The sequence below is a fragment of the Streptomyces sp. NPDC047706 genome (genome assembly GCF_043204795.1).
Lineage (GTDB): Bacteria > Actinomycetota > Actinomycetes > Streptomycetales > Streptomycetaceae > Streptomyces.
Window position 1 is genome coordinate 22,640 of the sequence record NZ_JBIDCW010000033.1, and the last position, 17,542, is coordinate 40,181.

The 17,542-nt window shown below is 71.8% G+C and carries 14 protein-coding genes; 7 read left to right on the forward strand and 7 right to left on the reverse strand.

Features of this window, described 5'->3' with window-relative positions; all coding sequences use genetic code 11:
• Positions 1-39: 39 nt before the first annotated feature.
• On the forward strand, positions 40-1,521 hold the full coding sequence (locus ACGF8A_RS30450; RefSeq protein WP_393113451.1) for a serine/threonine-protein kinase: 1,482 nt from the start codon (positions 40-42) through the stop codon (positions 1,519-1,521).
• Between the two features lie 95 nt (positions 1,522-1,616).
• Here ACGF8A_RS30450 and ACGF8A_RS30455 read toward each other — a convergent pair whose 3' ends face one another.
• From ACGF8A_RS30455 to ACGF8A_RS30470, 4 genes are all read right to left on the reverse strand, one after another.
• Entirely contained in the window at positions 1,617-4,526 is a 2,910-nt protein-coding gene (locus tag ACGF8A_RS30455; protein ID WP_393113452.1) for an ATP-binding protein, read from the reverse strand.
• A gap of 169 nt (positions 4,527-4,695) precedes the next feature.
• Positions 4,696-5,703, reverse strand: a complete 1,008-nt coding sequence (locus tag ACGF8A_RS30460; RefSeq protein WP_393113453.1) for a (-)-alpha-amorphene synthase — start codon at positions 5,701-5,703, stop codon at positions 4,696-4,698.
• 5 nt (positions 5,704-5,708) lie between these two features.
• The gene (locus ACGF8A_RS30465) at positions 5,709-7,127 is read right to left on the reverse strand and encodes a cytochrome P450 (protein WP_393113454.1); all 1,419 of its coding nucleotides are present in this window, start codon (positions 7,125-7,127) and stop codon (positions 5,709-5,711) included.
• Positions 7,128-7,355: 228 nt separating this feature from the next.
• Positions 7,356-7,931, reverse strand: a complete 576-nt coding sequence (locus ACGF8A_RS30470; protein ID WP_393113456.1) for a TetR/AcrR family transcriptional regulator — start codon at positions 7,929-7,931, stop codon at positions 7,356-7,358.
• Between the two features lie 325 nt (positions 7,932-8,256).
• Here ACGF8A_RS30470 and ACGF8A_RS30475 point away from each other — a divergent pair, with 325 nt between their 5' ends.
• Genes ACGF8A_RS30475 through ACGF8A_RS30490 form a run of 4 tightly spaced genes read left to right on the forward strand, consistent with a single transcriptional unit; the run spans position 8,257 to position 13,028 of the window.
• A complete protein-coding gene (locus tag ACGF8A_RS30475; protein ID WP_393113457.1) occupies positions 8,257-8,811 on the forward strand; it encodes a (2Fe-2S)-binding protein in 555 nt (184 codons plus the stop codon).
• On the forward strand, positions 8,808-9,803 hold the full coding sequence (locus ACGF8A_RS30480) for an FAD binding domain-containing protein (protein WP_393113458.1): 996 nt from the start codon (positions 8,808-8,810) through the stop codon (positions 9,801-9,803). The genes ACGF8A_RS30475 and ACGF8A_RS30480 overlap by 4 nt, the downstream gene beginning before the upstream one ends.
• Positions 9,800-11,917, forward strand: coding sequence for a xanthine dehydrogenase family protein molybdopterin-binding subunit (locus tag ACGF8A_RS30485; RefSeq protein WP_393113459.1), 2,118 nt, complete (start codon positions 9,800-9,802; stop codon positions 11,915-11,917). Before ACGF8A_RS30480 ends, ACGF8A_RS30485 begins: the two co-directional genes overlap by 4 nt.
• Entirely contained in the window at positions 11,910-13,028 is a 1,119-nt protein-coding gene (locus ACGF8A_RS30490; RefSeq protein ID WP_393113460.1) for an XdhC family protein, read from the forward strand. Before ACGF8A_RS30485 ends, ACGF8A_RS30490 begins: the two co-directional genes overlap by 8 nt.
• Before the next feature lie 118 nt (positions 13,029-13,146).
• Here the strand turns inward: ACGF8A_RS30490 and ACGF8A_RS30495 are convergent, their stop codons facing one another.
• Positions 13,147-13,527: a DUF5997 family protein gene (locus ACGF8A_RS30495; protein WP_393113461.1), complete on the reverse strand. Its 381-nt coding sequence runs from the start codon at positions 13,525-13,527 to the stop codon at positions 13,147-13,149.
• A gap of 58 nt (positions 13,528-13,585) precedes the next feature.
• Here ACGF8A_RS30495 and ACGF8A_RS30500 point away from each other — a divergent pair, with 58 nt between their 5' ends.
• Positions 13,586-14,329 carry a LysR family substrate-binding domain-containing protein gene (locus ACGF8A_RS30500; protein ID WP_393113462.1) on the forward strand — a complete coding sequence of 248 codons (744 nt, stop codon included), beginning with the start codon at positions 13,586-13,588 and terminating at the stop codon, positions 14,327-14,329.
• Between the two features lie 91 nt (positions 14,330-14,420).
• On the opposite strand, the gene ACGF8A_RS30505 is transcribed toward ACGF8A_RS30500, so the two are convergent.
• Both ACGF8A_RS30505 and ACGF8A_RS30510 read right to left on the reverse strand, forming a co-directional pair.
• Positions 14,421-15,116 carry an HAD family hydrolase gene (locus ACGF8A_RS30505; RefSeq protein WP_393113463.1) on the reverse strand — a complete coding sequence of 232 codons (696 nt, stop codon included), beginning with the start codon at positions 15,114-15,116 and terminating at the stop codon, positions 14,421-14,423.
• 4 nt (positions 15,117-15,120) lie between these two features.
• A complete protein-coding gene (locus ACGF8A_RS30510; protein WP_393113464.1) occupies positions 15,121-15,612 on the reverse strand; it encodes an Lrp/AsnC family transcriptional regulator in 492 nt (163 codons plus the stop codon).
• Positions 15,613-15,921: 309 nt separating this feature from the next.
• Between ACGF8A_RS30510 and ACGF8A_RS30515 the strand changes: the two genes are divergently transcribed.
• Positions 15,922-17,418: an FUSC family protein gene (locus tag ACGF8A_RS30515; protein WP_393113465.1), complete on the forward strand. Its 1,497-nt coding sequence runs from the start codon at positions 15,922-15,924 to the stop codon at positions 17,416-17,418.
• The last annotated feature ends 124 nt before the right edge of the window (positions 17,419-17,542 follow it).

Below are 17,542 nucleotides of genomic sequence, written 5' to 3' on the forward strand. Positions count from 1 at the left end.
CCACGCGGTCGTCCGGATTCCTGCCCTAATCTATGGCGGGTGAACGCACCGGGGGACATGGTCGACGGACGCTTCGAGCTGATCGAACGGCTCGGCAGCGGGGGCATGGGCACGGTCTGGCGGGCCCGGGACACCGTGCTGCACCGCGACGTCGCCCTCAAGGCCGTACGCCCGGACGCCGAGGCGTCCGAGGCCGTGCGGGAGCGGGTCATGCGCGAGGCGAGGGCCCTGGCGCGGCTCAGCAACCAGTATGTGGTGACGATCCACCAGATCGTCGAGGTGGATCCCCATCCCTGGATCGTGATGGAGCTGGTGCCGGGCGTCTCGCTCCAACAGCGGCTCAGGGAGGGGCCGTTGGGGCCGGGGGAGGCGGCGCGCATCGGCCGTCAGCTGCTCTCCGGTTTGCGCGCCGCCCACGCCGCGGGGATCCAGCACCGGGACGTGAAGCCGGCCAACGTGCTGCTGCGCCCCGACGGCACCGCCGTCCTCACCGACTTCGGCATCGCCGCCCTGCAGGGCGCGAGCGCGCTGACGGTCACCGGCGAACTCGTCGGCTCTCCCGAGTACATGGCGCCCGAGCGCGTCCGCGGCCACGGCGACGACCCGGCGGCCGACCTGTGGTCCCTGGGGCTCGTCCTGTACGTGTGCGTGGAAGGTGTCAGTCCGCTGCGCCGCGAGACGACCCTGGCCACGCTTGCCGCGGTACTCGACGACCCGGTGCCCCCGCCCGTCTGCTCCGGCCCCCTCGCCCCAGTCCTGCAGGCCCTCCTGGTGCGTGACCCGGCGGCGCGCCCCGGTGCCGGGCAACTGGACGCACTGCTCGCGCAGGTCGAGTCCGGCTCCACCCCGAACTGGGCGCAGCCGACACGGACGGCGACACCGCCCCCGTCCCCCACGCCGACGCGGCTGGACACGCCGAGGCCGGGCCGTAAGCCCCGCACCCGTAGGCCGTTCCTCCTCGCCGTCGTAGCGGCCGTCCTGGCCACCGTCTTGGTCACGGCACTCGCCCTCACACTGTTCACGCCCGACGACGGGAAGAAGGACGGCAAGCAGACCGTCGGTGCGCAGGGAGGCTACGGCGACAGGACCTCCTCGGCTCCGGCCGACCCCACCGCGACCCCGAGCCCGACCCCAACACCCAGCGCGACCCCGACTCCTCCCGCGCCCTCGCCCTCCGCCCCGGCCGGGGACGGCCGCTGGATCGCCCAGCTCCACTCCGAACCGCTCGCCACAGGCACCGCGGTCCGCGACCAGCGCCTCGCGCGGATCCGCGAGTCCGTGCCCGAGGCCGTATTCGTCCGCAGCGACGACTACGCCTCACTGAGACCGGGCTACTGGGTGATCTACGCCCCGGGCCCGTTCGCCGACGGACGCGCGGCGCTGACTTTCTGCGCCGAACGCGGACGCACGACGGCGAACGCCTGCGTGGGCCGCTACCTGAGCACCACCCCCACCGACTACACCCTCCAGTGCCGGCCACCGGCTACGAGTCCTGGGGGGCGGTGCACGCGGGGGTCGTAGGGGTGCGGGTAAGCGTGTGACGCCTTCAGGCCTCCGGCGCCGGTTCCCCGTCAGCAAGGGCTTGCTGCTGCCGGTGTCGTACGTCCCTGTTGGCGTCACGACCGATGCCGGGGAAAGGTTTCCAAGGCCCTTGCCAGCCCTGCGGCATCCGTACCGACCTTGCGAAAGACCAAGGAGAGCAGCTGCCGCACTCCCTGCTCGGTGAGTCGCAACTCCTTCGCCACGACGGCCACCGGCTTACCCAGCGCAGTCATCTCGGCTGCTCGGCGTTCTTGGGCGGTGAGGGTGTCTGTCTGGGAGTAGCGGAGGGGCAATGGCCGCAGACCTGCCGCCGAGAGCTCGTCCCGGGCCCGCGTCGCCACGGCCTCCGCACCGCAGTGCACCGCGCATTCCAGCCCCTGATAGAGCCGGTCAGCGGCTTCCTGCACGCGGTCGTTGCGGGACAGCGCGGCGCCGTGCCCGACCAGCGCACGGGCCAGTTCGTATGCGGCGGGCGAGCGCTGGAGTTCGCTCACTGACTCGGCGTACAAATCCAGTGCGGCCGTCCCGCCGGTCACCTCGGCCTCGGTGTGGAGGGCCTGGCCGATCGCGGAGGCAGCGCCGAAATCACGGGATCGCTTGACGGCGTCACGCGCGAGCCGGACCGCCCGTTCGGGGGCCTTCGGTGCGACGGCGTTCGCCAGGTTCAGCTGCCATGGGCACCACGCGGGATTGCGCCAAGCACGAGCCTCCAGTCGCTCGCCGAGGGTGGTCAGCACGCGTTCGGCCTCGACGTGCCGTCCCTCGGCGAGGAGCAACTCTGAGTAGACCGTCCGCGGGTCGGGGTAGATGACGGCGTTCGGCACCACGTCGCCGTAGCGGTACTCGTCGGCGAGCGCGCGGGCGTCGGTGATACGGCCGCGGGCCAGCAGGATCTGGATGAGAATGCCGATGGCGAACCACTGCGCCGGCACGGCACCCTCGACCTTCTCGGCGATACGCAGACCGTCGCGGACGAGGTCCTCCGCCTCGGCGAGGCAGCCGCGCCGATAGCGGATGTAGCCGGACAGGGTGTTGCCGAGGGCCAGGTGGGACCCGCGCCAGCCCTTGGCGACACACTCGGCGATGCCCTTGGCGAACAGTTCCTCGGCCCGGTGCGGCTGATCGCAGTACATGAATGTGAGGGCGACCGAGACGGGCACCTCGAAGCCCCGGTTCTCGTCGGTCCAGCTCATCCCGCCGCGGAGGGCTTCCTCGGCGGCCGCGAGAACGTTCTGGCGGGGCTCGCCGCGCACCAGCGCGTCCCAGGCGCGCAGACCCAGGATATAGCGCTCCTCCAGACCACGGCCCGGAAGCTGCCGGGCCAGCTTGGTAAGCCTGCGGGAACGGGTGGGTGAGTCGGGCTCGTCGGCGCGGAACATACTCCAGACGAAGTGATCCGCCTGCATGCGCAGCCTGACCCGTGCGCTGGGGGTCTGCCGGGCTTCTTGCTCGGCGACGGCCGCTGCCTCCGCCATCTGGTCCGTGTGGGCCAGCGCCTGGGTCAGCCGGTAGACGATGGAGGCGTGCAGCTCGGGTGCCACCCCAGGCTCCGCCAGCGCCTCGCGGAGGTGATTGACGGTCGACGCGGGATCCATCAGGAAGGTCGAGGAAGCCAGTTCGTTGAGGAGTTCGGCGCGCTCATCCGGGTGTGGCGGCTCCTGGAGTGCGCGGGTCAGGACCCGCCGTGCGGCTTCCGGGGCGCCGGCGCGCAGGTACTCGCGGGCGGCGTCGCGCAAGCAGGAAACCGCCTGCGCGTTGCCTTCGGCGGGAACCTCCAGCAGGTGCCGGGCAGCCGCGGTGGGGCCGAGGCCCGCGGCGCGGACCGCCACCGCGGCGGCGTTGTGCAGGCCGACGCGCAGGTGCGGGGGAATGGCACGGTAGATCGTCGTGGCGATCAGCGGGTGGACGAACTCCAAGCCGGCGTCCGGTCCCGTTCGCGGTGCCAGGATCCGGCGGGCGCGCAACTGCTCGGTCGCCGCGGTGGCCTGTTCGCTGCCGATGACCGCGATGGAGGCCGCGAGCTCCGGTGAGATGGACGTGCCGAGAACGGCGGCTGCCCACGCGAAACGGACGGTGGTCGTGCCGAGCCGCGTCAGCTGGTCGAGCAGACCGGGTCCCTTCACAGCGGAGGCCAGGTTGCGCATCGCGGGCAACTCGTCCTTGGTGCCCTTCAGCCCGTCCTCACCGAGCCGGATGGCAAGCTCGACCGTTTCGAAGGGGCTTCCGCCGGTGACCGTCCAGCATTCGTCGCAGAACATGTCCTCGGCTCCGTCGCCCAGTTCATCCCGGATGATCCGTGCCACGGCGATCGCGGTGAGTGGCGCGAGGGCGTAAGGACGGTTGCCGTGTCCCTCGAAGAGGGCGCGGAACGCCGCGGCCTCCAGGGGCAGTTCGTCGGGACGGTACGCGGCGATGATCAGGAGCGGAAGATCCGCAGCGCGTGGTGCGAAGGAGGCGAGCCAGCCCAGGGACTCGGCGTCGGCCCATTGCAGGTCGTCCAGCAGCAGGACGATGGGCCCCTTCTTCACGGTCAGGCGCGTCATCACCCAGTCGAGGCCGTCGCGCACGCCGGTCGGATCCGGAACGGATACGGTGCCAGCCGCCTCAAGCCCGAGTGCGGTCGCGACGATGTCGTACCAACTCCCCAGCAGCTCCCGCTGAGTGGCCTCGTCCATCGACGCGAGCGTGGGTTGCATGAGCTGGCGCACCACTCGGAACGCGAGCTCCTGCTCCGTCTCGCCGCCCATGCCGGACAGCACCGTGAATCCGTGAGCGACCGCTCGGGCTCGGGCCTGTGCCATGAGCGTCGTCTTGCCGAGACCGCCGGAACCGGTGAACGCCAGCAACCCGCCCTGCGGTGTCCGTGGCACGCCGTCGACAGCGTCGGTCAGCTTGGCCAACGCTGCGTCGAGAGCGCCGAGTTCTCGGTGACGCTCCAGCAACGGCTGGTGGTTGCTTTTCGGTTGGCGCAGCCCATTCACCATGTGCCGTACCCGATCCTCTCTCGTTGGCCCTCGGAGGACAGCGCCGAGCGTACGCGCACATCGATGTGCCATGGCCAAACCTGGGGACGAGGACGACAGGGATGGGTGAATCCTCCCCTCCAGTGGGTTCGGCAGGTCCTTGCCGGGGTAGTTTGGGTCGGATGGGCTCTCAGATTCCTGCGGTCGTCGTGGCCGCTTCCTCGTAGCGAGGGACGGTGCGTGACCAGTAGTAGCAACCGCGTATCCACCCCACCATGCCCTGCACGTACGCGACGCCGGCCGGGCTGAGTTCTGGCTCGATCTCCGCATAGAGCCTCTCGAATTCCCTGATGGTGCCATTGATCTGCCGGATGGCCAGGATGACGGCCTCGGGCAGTGAGCAGCTGTGTGCCCGCTTGTGAGCCAGGGCCAGATTGATGACTCCGCCCTCGCGTTGTTCCTTCACGGCGGAGTACAGGTCGGGTATCCACACCGCCGCGTCGGCCGCGAGCCGTCCCAGTCGACGCATGGTGGGGTGATAGAGCTCTTCCGGGTGCAGCTCGTGGGGCGCGTCGGCTTCGCACAGCGGATAGAAGGGCTCGACACCCGCGATCAACGCCCGTATCGAACTGCACAGCCCGATACGTACGGGAAGCGCTTGTGTCTGGGCCACGGATTCGTACAGCAGGCCGTGCACGTACTCGCGGCAGTTCCATGCCCATCGGGCAGCCTGAGCCGGTGTGCACCGTTCCTGCACCCTCCGGTAGAGGTCCGCCAGGGCGGCTCCGAGTGAGGTGGTGGCAGGGGCGTCGTCGCGCAGGATGCCGATGCTCTCGCTCAACATGGGAAGCAGCCGGCTCGGTTGTCGGCGGCCGACCTCCTCCGCACGGTCGTCGAAGATGAACTGGTAGGCGATCTGATCGGCCACGAGCTGGAGCACGTCGGAAGCCATCGCCGGACTGTTCAAGGCCGCGAGTTCGGCCGGCCGCGTGCGGACGATCATCTCCGCCATGACGGGATCGTCGGTCAGCCCCCAGGTGCGCAACCAGGAGTCGACGCCGGCCGCCGCCTCGCGGTCGTGTGGGTTGATCGCAAAGGAGAAGGGCATGTAGAGGGTTGCCTCAATCAGTTCCTTGAGGCTGCCTGTCGGTATTTCACTGCCGCATACGACGGGAATTCCCTCATAAGTTGTCGACACCGGTGTCACCTGCCATTCGATTGGGGGTGGCTGCAATGACGCGGCTCGCAGATCATCACCAGGGCCCGCGGCCCCAATGTCGCCGCAGGACGGGGCCGGCTTTCGTGCGCCGACGCCGGTCGCAAACGCCAGTGAGCGGCAACCGTCGCGACCCCCACCATCGCCTCCGCCATCGCGAAGCGGTCGCCGATGCATTTGCGGTTCCCCGCGGCGAAAGGCAGCATCGCGCCCTTCGGTACGGCCGACTGCCGCTCCGGGAGCCAGCGTTCGGGAAGGAACCGTTCCGGCTCGGGAAAGGACGAGGCGTCGTGGTGCAGGAGATAGGGGCTGTACAGAACCATCGCCCCGCGCGGCAACCGGTGCCCGCCGAGCTCCGTCTCCCGGGTGGTGATCCGCGTGAACAGCCAGCCGGGCGGTCGTACCCGCAGCGTCTCGGTGATCACGCACCGGGTGTACTCGAGGCGCGCCAGCTCGTCGTGGCCCGGTGCGCGTCCGCCGGGAAGCACCGCGTCGACCTCGCGGTGCAGTGCGTCCTCCGCCTCCGGGCTCACCGCAAGCAGGCTGAACGCCGAGGCCAGGCACATCGCCGTGGTCTCCACCCCGGTGAGCAGGAGGGTGAGGAGCTGGTCGTGGATCTCCTGGTCGGTGACCCCCCGCGGGCTCTCGCCGTGTCCTGGCCCGTCCCCGGCGCTCGTGCCGTCCCGCGCCGCGAGCAGGGTGCCCAGGAGGTCCTCGCGCGGCGGAGCCGACCGCCGTTCGGCGATGATCGCGTCGATCAGCGCGTGCAGCCGGCCAACCGCTCCCCGGTAGCGCCGGTTCGCCGGCGTGGGTATCCGGAAGACGGCGTCCACCGGCACGACCGTGCGGACGAACAGGCCCCGCACCACCTCGGCGAGACATTCCCGCACCGCCGCCGCCCGTTCGGCGTCCAGCGAGCCCGAGAACAGCACCCGGCTGGTCACGCGCGTCGTGAGTGCCATCATCGCCCCGGTCACGTCGACCTTTCCGCCCGGACGCCACTCACGGCACAGGGCCTCGGCCTCCGCGGCCATCAGCTCGGTGTACGCGGCGATGCGGGACGGGTGGAAGCCGGGCTGCAGAAGGGTGCGTTGGCGGCGGTGCTCGGACTGGGGGCAGGTGACGATGCCGTTGCCCATCAGCGCGCCGAGCCGGTCGTACTGGGTGCCGCCCTTGTCGAAGGTGTGCGGGTCCATGAGCATCTGATGGACCAGTTGCGGATCGCAGAGTATCCACGCGCGCCGCGGGCCCAGCCGTAACTCGACCAGATCCCCTTCCGCCGGCAGGGAATTCAGAAAGTCGAGCGGGCGCCGGAACAAGGCGATAGCATGACTGACGTAGGGGAATATGCCTGGTGCAGTACCCACGGTCGATTCTCGCGTCGGATCGGTCACGGCACCACTCATCGAATACCCCCTGCCTCAGCAGACACACGGAAAGTCGGTGACTGCTCACCGGCCTCCCGGCTCTTGAGTCATTGTTCTGCCCAGTTCAACCCGAGGTCGGCTCCTCGCATGCCCCTTTCCCGGGGGCGCACGGAAGCACAAAGAGGCATTGGTGAACGGCAGTTGATTTCGCTTGCGCAGAACGGCTGTTGACTTCGCGGAACGCGGTGCGCCGAACGCCGCCTCTCCTCACCGCCCCGGAGCCCCTGCCCGGAGCCCGTCCATCACGAGGTCCAGCAGCCGGGTGGCGCGAGCCTGCCAGTCGGTGTCGGGGTCGAGCTGCCAGAGGCCTGAGATGGCGAGGGTGAAGTCGTCGGCGGTCACGCCGGGGCGGATGGTGCCGGCCTCCTCGCCGGCGCGCAGCAGGAGTTCGGCGGCGGCCAGTACCGGCGTGGGGCCGGGCCTCTGCGTCCCCGACGCGCTGGTGACCTGCCGGATCGCCTCCGCGAGGCCCGCCTTGGTCATGGCGAACCGGGCGAGGTGGTCCATCCATGCCCGCAGCGCCTCGTCCGGCTCCCGGCATTCCAGCAGCTGGGTGGCGCTGTCGGCGACCTGCTGCATCTCGTGCCGGTAGACCTCGAGGACCAGTGCCTCGCGGTTGGGGAAGTTCCGGTAGAACGTGCCCTGCCCGACGCCCGCCTTCTTGGCGATCGCGCTCAGCGGGGCGTCCGCGCACCGGGTCAGCTCGGCAACGGCGACCTCCAGGATGCGCTCCCGGTTGCGCTGGGCGTCCGAGCGCTGGGGCCCTGCCTTCTTCTCCTGCACTCGTCCTCCCCACGGGCCGTGACCGGAACCCGGTGTTGCTAAGCGGACAGCTGTCCGGTACGTTTGGCGATAGTGGACAGTTGTCCGGTTGGTTCCACCATAGCGGCGAGAGAGTTGTTCTCGCCATGTACAGCGCCATATGTCAGCGCCCCCACCCACCGCCTCCGACCTTCCCGTTCCCGGCTCAGTCCGGAGTCCGGCTCAGTCCGGAGTCCCCGGCTCCTTCGGTCTTCCTCGTCCGTCCTCCTCTTCTGTCTCCTCTGTTCTTCCTCCTCTTCTGTTCTTCCTCGTCCATGTGCCTCGGATACGTGAAAGAAGGCTGATCATGGCCCCCTCGACGTCCAGCGCCATCACCTTGAACATCAACGGCGAGAAGTACCCGCTGTCCGTCGATCACCGCACCACCCTGCTCGACGCACTGCGTGAGCGCCTCGATCTGACCGGCACCAAGAAGGGCTGTGACCAGGGGCAATGCGGTGCCTGCACGGTCCTGGTGGACGGGCGCCGGGCGGTGTCCTGTCTTCAGCTCGCGGTCGCGGCCGACGGACGGGAGATCACGACCATCGAGGGCGTGGCCGACGGTGACCGGCTGCACCCGGTCCAGCAGGCGTTCCTCGACCTCGACGGCTTCCAGTGCGGCTACTGCACACCCGGACAGATCTGCTCGGCCATCGCCGTCATCGAGGAGCACGCGGCCGGCTGGCCGAGCGGCGTCACCGACGACGTACGCCCCGAAGCGGGACCGCCACCCCTGACACCGGAGGAGATCCGTGAGCGGATGAGTGGCAACCTGTGCCGCTGCGCCGCCTATGTGTCGATCGTGCAGGCCGTCGGCCGGGCGGCAGACCGACGCCACGAGACCGAGGAGGCCGCGGCATGAGGGAGTTCGGCTACCAGCGGGCCCACGACGTCCCAGGCGCCGTCGCGCTGCTCGGCGACGACCCGGACGCCCGCTTCCTGGGCGGCGGCACCAACCTCGTCGACCTGATGAAGACCGGCGTGGAGCGACCCGCGCTGCTCGTCGACGTCCGTGAACTGCCACTCGACCGGATCGAGCCGGCCGAGGGCGGCGGGCTGCGCATCGGCGCCACCGCCACCAACAGCGATCTCGCCGCCCACCCCGAGGTCCGCCGTCGCTACCCGATGCTGACGCAGGCGGTGCTGGCCGGCGCCTCGGGCCAGTTGCGCAACATGGCCACCGTCGGAGGCAACCTGCTCCAGCGCACCCGCTGCGGCTACTTCGCCGACGTGACCCAGCCCTGCAACAAGCGCGCCCCCGGCACCGGCTGCCCCGCCATCGAGGGCGAGCACCACAACCACGCCATCCTGGGTGCCTCCGAGGCATGCGTCGCCACCCACCCCTCCGACACGGCGGTCGCGCTCGCCGCCCTCGACGCCGTCGTCTCGTACGAAACGGCGGACGGACCGGGGGAGTTGCCGCTCACCCAGTTCTACCTGCCCGTGGGTGACACCCCGAACCTGGAGACCGCCCTGCCGGCGGGCGCGCTGATCACCGGCGTCACCCTCCCGCCCACCCCGGTCGCCGCCCGCTCCCGCTACCGCAAGGTGCGTGAGCGTGCCTCCTACGCCTTCGCGATCGGCTCCCTCGCCGCCGCGCTCGACGTCCACGAGGGAGCCGTACGAGAGGTGCGGCTGGCGTTCGGCGGGGTCGCGTCCCGGCCGTGGCGGGCGCGGACGGCCGAGCGCCTGCTGACCGGGGCCCCGGCGGACGCCGAGACCTTCGCCGCCGCGGCGGACGCCGAACTGGCCGCCGCCGAGCCGCTGCCGCACAACCGATACAAGGTGACCCTCATGCGCAACCTCGTCGTCGCCGTGCTGACCGAACTCGCCGGGGAGGCCGACGCCCGATGACCACCGTCACCCGCCCGGCGTCCTCCGTCGGCACCGCCCACACCCGCGTCGAGGGCCGGGACAAGGTCACCGGCGCCGCCCGCTACGCCGCGGAGATCCCCTTCGCCGAACTCGCCCACGGCTGGCTCGCGTTGTCCACGATCGCCCGTGGCCGCATCCGCGCCCTGGAGACCGACCGCGTCCTCGCGATGCCCGGCGTCATCACCGTCCTGCACCACGGCAACGCTCCCCGCCTCGACACCGACCACGTCGGCCTGCTGGGCGTCCCGCCGGACCCGTCGGCCGCCCTCTTCCAGAGCGACCGGGTGCCGCACGTCGGCTGGCCGGTGGCGCTGGTCGTCGCCGAGACCTCGGAGCAGGCCCGGGAGGCCGCCGAGGCTCTGGTCGTGCACTACGACCAGGAACCGCACGACGTCGCCTTCCACGCCGGCCACCCCGACGCCCGCCCGCTGGACGGCCACATGCCGGCGGTGACCGCCAAGGGCGAGCTGGAGGCCGCACTCGCCGCGTCCGCAGTCGTCGTGGACGCCGAGTACACCACCCCGGAGGAGCACCACAGCCCGATGGAGCCGCACGCGGCGACCGCCCGCTGGGACGGCGGGCGTCTCGACCTCGTCGACTCCAACCAGGGCGCCACCTGGGTCCAGGACAGCATCGCGAAGATCTTCTCCCTCGACCCGGGCGCGGTAAGGGTCCGCAGCGAGCACGTCGGGGGCGGATTCGGCAGCAAGGGCGTCCGCGCCCACCAGGTCGCCGCCGTGATGGCCGCCACCGCGCTCCGGCGCCCGGTGCGGGTCGTGCTGACCCGCCGCCAGATGTTCACGCTGGCCGGCCACCGCAGTCCCACCACACAGCGGGTGCGGCTCGGCGCGGACGCCGACGGACGGCTGCGGGCCCTTCAGCACCGCTCCCTCAACCACACGTCGACCGTGTTCGACTACGTCGAGCCCAGCGCCGCTGTGGCCCGGGTGATGTACGGCGCCGACGCCCACCACACCGCCAACGAGGTCGTACGGCTCGATGTGCCGACCCCGACGTGGATGCGCGCGCCGGGCGAGGCACCCGGGGCGTTCGCGCTGGAGTCCGCGCTCGACGAACTCGCCGAGAAGTGCGGCATCGACCCGATCGCCCTGCGCGCCCGCAACGAGCCGACGGCCGGACCCGTCTCCGGGCTGCCGTTCAGCAGCCGCAACCTGCCGGCCTGCTTCGAGGAGGGTGCTCGCCGCTTCGGCTGGGCGGGCCGCGACCCGCGCCCCGGTGTCCGCCGGGAGGGACGCTGGCTGGTCGGCACCGGCACGGCGGCGTCCTCCTTCTTCGCCGGAGCCGCCCCCTCGACGGCGGCGATCACCGCGGAGGCGGACGGTACGTTCACGGTGCGCACCGCCGCCGCGGACATCGGCACCGGAGCCCGTACCGCACTCACCCTGGTCGCCGCCGACGCGCTGGAGGTGCCGCCGGAGCGGGTCCGGGTACGGATCGGGGACAGCGACTTCGGTCCGGCGATGATCGCCGGCGGTTCGATGGGCACCCGCTCGTGGGCCTGGTCGATCACGGCGGCAGCCGCCGAGCTGCGCGAACGGCTTGCCCCGGGCGCGGAGATCCCACCGCAGGGCATCACCGTCCGGTCGGACACGACCGCGGCCCTCGGCGCCCTCCCGCAGCGGGAACGGCACTCCTTCGGAGCGCAGTTCGCCGAGGTCGCCGTGGACGTCACCACCGGCGAGGTGCGCGTGCGGCGCATGCTCGGCATCTTCGCCGCGGGCCGGATCGTCAACCCGCTGACCGCGCGCAACCAGCTCGTCGGCGGCATGATCTGGGGCATCTCCATGGCCCTGCACGAGGAAGCCGTCCGGGACCGGGCCTCCGGTGGCAACGTCGGCGCCGACCTCGCCGGGTACCACGTGGCCGCGCACGCCGACGTCCCCCACGTCGAGGCGGACTGGGTGGACGACCCCGACCCCGACGACCCCGTCGGCGTCAAGGGCATCGGCGAGATCGGCATCGTGGGCGCCGCGGCGGCGGTCGCCAACGCCGTCTGGCACGCGACCGGCGTACGCCACCGCGACCTGCCGATCCGGCCCGACCGAGTCCTGCTGGCGGCCGACGGTGCTTGACATCGCCGAGGTGCTCGACCGCTGGGCCGCGGAGGGCCGCGACTTCGCCGTGGCCACGGTCATCTCCGTCTCCGGCAGCGCCCCCCGCGCCCCCGGTGCCGCGCTCGCGGTCGACGCCGAGGGCACGGTCGTCGGTTCGGTCTCCGGCGGCTGCGTCGAGGGTGCGGTGTACGACCTGTGCGTCGAGTCCCTCCGCAGCGGCGGGACAGTTGTCGAACGCTTCGGCTACAGCGACGAGGACGCCTTCGCCGTGGGGCTGACATGCGGCGGCGAGATCGAGCTCCTGATCACGCCGGTCACCCAGGACGCGGAACTCGTCAGGGATGCGCTGAGGGCCGCGTCCCGGGGTGAGACAGTCGCTCTGGCGCGGGTGACACGGGGCCCGGAGGAGCTGCTCGGCAGCCCGTTGCTGGTCCACGAGGACGGCACGTACGAACTGGCGGCGCCCGGCGGGGGACAGGGGGCGCCGCACGACCTGCCGCACCGCACCCGCATCGCGGACGAGGCCCACACCATGCTGACCGCGGGCCGCACGGGCTCGCTCGAACTGGCCGGGCTGACCTTCTTCGTGGAGTCCGAGGTCCCGCCACCCCGCATGATCGTCTTCGGCGCGGTCGACTTCGCCGCGGCTCTCGTGCGCACCGCCAAACTCCTCGGGTACCACGTCACGGTCTGTGACGCCCGCCCCGTCTTCGCCACCCGCGCCCGCTTCCCCGAGGCCGACGACATCGTCGTCGACTGGCCGCACCGGTACCTCCGGCAGACCCGTACCGACGCGCGCACGGTCCTCTGCGTCCTCACGCACGACGCCAAGTTCGACGTACCCCTGCTCACCGAGGCTCTGCGGCTGCCCGTCGCGTACATCGGCGCGATGGGGTCCCGCCGCACTCACGAGGACCGCGAGCGGCGGCTGCGGGAAGCAGGCCTGACGGAGCGGGAGTTGGCCAGGCTGCGCTCACCGATCGGCCTGGACCTGGGAGCCCGTACGCCCGAGGAGACCGCGGTGTCCATCGCCGCGGAGATCATCGCGGCCCGGCAGGGCGGCACCGGCCTGCCGCTCACCGGCTCGGGGACGCCGATCCACCGGAGGGAGGGCGCGGTGGCGGCGTAGTGACGTGCTCGGGCCGCTCTGCGTGGGCGAGCGGGCGGCCGGCGGCCCCTGCTGTGGCAGGCCCACTTCGTCGTCGAGCCCACCACGCCCGCCCCCAGCACGGTGCGCGGGGACGTTCTCAGGAACGCCCGGCCTTCCCCTCCTTCAGCCGGGCCGCTTCCTTGCGCACCTCTGCCTGCGTGGCCTGCTCCTTCTCCAGCCACTCCGGGCGTTGCTGCTTCAGCGTCTCGATCTGCTCGGTGGTGAGCGGCTCGGTCATCCCGCCGCGTGCGAGACCCGCGATCGAGACGCCCAGTTTCGCCGCGACCACCGGCCGCGGGTGCGGGCCGCTGCGTCGCAGTTCCCGCAGCCACTCGGGCGGGTTCGCCTGGAGCTCGGTCAGTTCGGCGCGCGAGACGACGCCCTCCTGGAACTCGGCGGGGGTGGCAGGGAGGTACACACCCAGCTTCTTCGCCGCGGTCGCGGGCTTCATCGTCTGGGTGGTCTGGTGCGACTTCATGCACTCCAGACTATCCGCCGGATACGAGACATCCGACCACAGCCGGTAACCTGGCGGGGTGACAGGCTCGGAAGCACCCACTACGTTCCGGCTCGCGTACGTCCCTGGGGCGACACCCGGCAAGTGGGTGCGGATATGGAACGAACGCCTGCCCGACGTCTCCCTCACTCTTCTCCCCGTCACGGCCGCCGAGGCATCCGATGTGTTGCGCGACGGCGGCGCGGACGCGGGGATCGTACGCCTGCCCGTCGACCGCACGGTCTTCAGTGCGATCCCCCTCTACACCGAGACGACGGTCGTCGTGGTGCCCAAGGACCACGTGATCACGGCGGCGGACGAGGTGACGCTGGAGGACCTCGCCGACGAGGTCGTCCTCCACCCCCTCGACGACGTCCTCGGCTGGGAGCGGCCGCCCGGTGAGCCCGCCTTCGAGCGCCCCGCCACCACGGGTGACGCCGTCGAACTCGTCGCCGCCGGCATCGGCGTCCTGGCCGTCCCCCAGTCACTGGCCCGGCTGCACCACCGCCGGGACGTCACCTACCGGCCGCTGGCCGGCGCGCCCCAGTCGGGCGTGGCCCTGTCCTGGCCCGAGGACGCGCACACCGACCTGGTCGAGGACTTCATCGGCATCGTGCGCGGCCGGACGGTGAACAGCACCCGGGGCCGCACCCAGCCGGCCCCCCAGCAGGACGAGAAGCGCCGCGCCGAGTCCGCCGCGCGCCGCAAACCGGCCGCGAAGCAGACCCAGCGGTCCGGAACATCCAAGGGCGCCCGCCGCGGCGGACCCCGCCGCCGTTCCTAGGTGTGTCGTCCCGGACGCCGGAGAAACGCGGGACGGGTGATCCGTGGCGGCGCGGGCCTGCGCCCTGCGAGTGGCGCCCCGGCCCGCGCAGTCAGACGGTGCGGGCGGTGCGCGACAGCCAGTCGTACGCCGCCTGCGCCGTGAACTCCGCCTGACCGCCCCGCACCAGCAGGTCGGCGGTCGCGAACTCCGGGCCGTCCGCCTGGCCGGCGACGTAGGGCAGCGCGATGCAGCGCATGCCGGCCGCGTGGGCGGCGGCCACGCCCGGGGCTGCGTCCTCGACTACCACACAGTCGCAGGGGGCGGCGCCGAGGCGCCGGGCGGCCTCCAGGAAGACGTCGGGAGCGGGCTTGCCGTGGGCGACCTCGTCGGCCGAGACCAGGGTGCGCAGCTGCGCGTCCAGGCCCGTACCGGCCAGGACCGCCGCGATGGCCTCGGGCGCGGAACCCGACGCCACAGCCATCGGGACGCCCTCACCGGCCAGCAGCTCCACGAACTTCCGCATCTCCGGATACGCGCGCGTGGAGGCGCGGGCGAGTTCCAGGTACCGCCGGTTCTTGGCGGCGAGCAACGCGGCCACCGGGGCGCGCAGGCCGTAGCGTCTGCGCCAGTCGACGATCGTGTCCAGCGTGCTGATGCCGACGTAGCGCTCGTGGTCGGCCCAGGTGTACTCCGGCACGCCCTGCTCGGCGAGGGTCATTCTGCCCGCCTCGTAGTAGTTCGGCTCGCTGTCCACGAGTGTTCCGTCGAGATCGAAGATGACCGACAGGGCGGCTGGGTGGCTCATGGGGTCATGATGTCAAGGGCTGCTTGCGTGCCGTCCGCCCGATCGACTCGACCAGCGGCAGCAGCCGGTGCGGGACACGTTCACGCAGCGCCACCTCGGTGCGGGTGCGGACCACGCCGGGCATGCTGATCAGCTTCTGGATCACGTCTTCGAGGTGCTCGTTGTCGCGCGCGACCACCCGGGTCAGCAGATCACCGCCGCCCGTGATCGAGAACGCCTCGACGATCTCCGGTACGGCGGCCAGTTCGTCCCCCACCTCGTCCAGGTGGCCCTGCGTGACCTCGACGTGCACGAAGGCCAGCACCGGGTGGCCGAGGGCGGCGGCGGAGAGCGCCGGTCCCGTGCCCGTGATCACGCCGTCCCTCTCCAGCCGGTCGAGGCGGGCCTGGAGGGTGCCGCGGGCGACTCCGAGGATGCGGGCGTACTCACGCACGCTGGTACGCGGCTGCTCCAGCAGCAGTCGCAGGATGCGGGTGTCGAGCTCGTCCACGGCCATGGGACTGGTCCTCCTCCCGCTGATCATCATCGACTGTACCAATGGCCCAGTGCCGCAGGAGGCGGCCCGACCGCCCGACGTGGGCCGTTGGCCCGACGGCCGCCAGATGGCCTTGTTCTCTGCTGTACCAATGGCCCAGTGAATCGAGGGCGACTTGAGCCGATGGTGGAAGGGATGCTGTCATGGTGGCGTCGATGGCGCTGCGGACACCGCGGCGCCTTTTTCATGCGGTTCCATGCCGGTCCCTGCCGGTCCGCTGCCGGTTCCGCATCGGTTCCAGTGCCGGTTCACAGCGAGGGGCGGGAAGCAGTGCTGAAGAGGATGTTCGTGGCGCCGGACCCGGGCCGGGCGCGGCTGCGCTTCGCCGCGCGCGCCGTGCTCGGCATCGGTCTCGCGGTCGTCGTCTGCGGGCTCGCCGGTCACTCCCTCGTCGGCGCCGTCACCGGGGGACTGGCCGCGCTGCTCGCCCTGTTCACGGTGACGGACGCCACCGTGCGGGGGCAGGCGGTCACCACCGCGCTGCTGCCGGTCGCCGGGCTGCCCGTCCTGGCCGCCGCGGCCGGACTGCACGACCTGCCCGTCGCCCGTGACGTCACCTTCCTCGCCGTGGTCGGCCTCGGCGTCTACGCCCGCCGCTGGGGGCCGCGCGGACACAGTCTCGGCGTGTTCGCGTTCATGACCTTCTTCATCGCGCAGTTCCTGCAGGCGACGCCCGGCCAGCTGCCCGAGCTGTCGGCCGCGGTCCTGCTGTCCGTGCTCAGCGCCGCCGCGGTCCGCTTCGGTCTCTGGTGCTTCGAGCGCCGTACGCCCCCCGTCCCGACGGTTGCCCCGGCGGAGGGTTCCGGTCTCTCCCGCATCACCACCCGGCAGGCGATCCAGGCGACCGCCGGCGCGGGGCTCGCGCTGGTCGTCGGCCAGCAGGTGTCCGAGGAGCGCTGGTACTGGGCCGTCGGCGCCACCTGGTGGATCTTCGTCAACACCACCTCGCGCGGGGAGACGCTGGTACGGGGCTTCCGCCGCGTCCTCGGCACGGTGCTCGGCATCGGCCTCGGCCTGCTGGTCGCCGTACCGCTGGACGGAGCCTTCGCCCCGTCGGCCGTGCTCGTCGCGGCGTGCGTCTTCGGCATCTTCTACACGGCCGCCGTGTCCTACACCTGGATGATGCTCTGCGTGACCCTGCTCGCCGAGCTGCTCTACGGCCTGCTGGGCCTGCTCGAACCCGCACTGCTCGCGCTGCGGCTGGCCGAGACCGGCGTGGGGGCGCTGGGTGCCGTGCTGGCGGTGCTGTTCGTGCTGCCGGTCACCACGCACACGGTCAACAACGCGTGGATCCGGCGCGCCCTGCGCTGCGTCCACGCCTGCACCGCCGCGGCGGCGGCCCGGCTCGCCGGCGACGCCGCCGCGGACCCGTCGCCGCGCGTCGCCGAGCTGGAGCAGCTCCTCGGCCGGGTACGGCACGCGCTCGCCCCGCTCGTCCACCCGCTGAACCCCATGCTGGGCCGCAAGCGGCGCGCCCGGCAGGTGATCGCCCTGCTCGACGACTGCGCCCGCGAGGTCCGCGGCCTCGTCGCCGTCGCCGCCGACCCGGAGGCCTCCCACGACGTACGCCTGACCGCCGCCTGCTGGCGTGTGGAGGCCGCGGTCGAGGCACTCACCGACGGTACGGCGGAGCGGACCGCCTCCCTTGCCCCCGAGCCGCCCGCGCACGAACCGGCCCTCGCCCACCTGCACCACCTGGAGCGCGCCCTGGCGGAACTCGCCACGCCCCTGCGCACTCCGCCCGGGTCGCCGCTGGTCGGGGCCTGACGGCTCTCGCCGCGTGCCCCTCGGGCGGGCCGGGCCTGACCGGCCTGGACGTTCCCGCTCGCACTGCTCGACCCACTTGGTCCGGACCGCACCCGATCGGCTGCTAGCGTCGCCCGCGAATCCG

Bases quoted from the DNA above. Each gene is read 5' to 3' on its own strand.
- ACGF8A_RS30495 (WP_393113461.1), bottom strand. From the start codon at position 13,527: ATGAAGTCGCACCAGACCACCCAGACGATGAAGCCCGCGACCGCGGCG.
- ACGF8A_RS30505 (WP_393113463.1), bottom strand. From the start codon at position 15,116: ATGAGCCACCCAGCCGCCCTGTCGGTCATCTTCGATCTCGACGGAACA.
- ACGF8A_RS30475 (WP_393113457.1), top strand. From the start codon at position 8,257: ATGGCCCCCTCGACGTCCAGCGCCATCACCTTGAACATCAACGGCGAG.
- ACGF8A_RS30455 (WP_393113452.1), bottom strand. From the start codon at position 4,526: ATGGTGAATGGGCTGCGCCAACCGAAAAGCAACCACCAGCCGTTGCTG.
- ACGF8A_RS30485 (WP_393113459.1), top strand. From the start codon at position 9,800: ATGACCACCGTCACCCGCCCGGCGTCCTCCGTCGGCACCGCCCACACC.
- ACGF8A_RS30465 (WP_393113454.1), bottom strand. From the start codon at position 7,127: ATGAGTGGTGCCGTGACCGATCCGACGCGAGAATCGACCGTGGGTACT.
- ACGF8A_RS30510 (WP_393113464.1), bottom strand. From the start codon at position 15,612: ATGGCCGTGGACGAGCTCGACACCCGCATCCTGCGACTGCTGCTGGAG.
- ACGF8A_RS30480 (WP_393113458.1), top strand. From the start codon at position 8,808: ATGAGGGAGTTCGGCTACCAGCGGGCCCACGACGTCCCAGGCGCCGTC.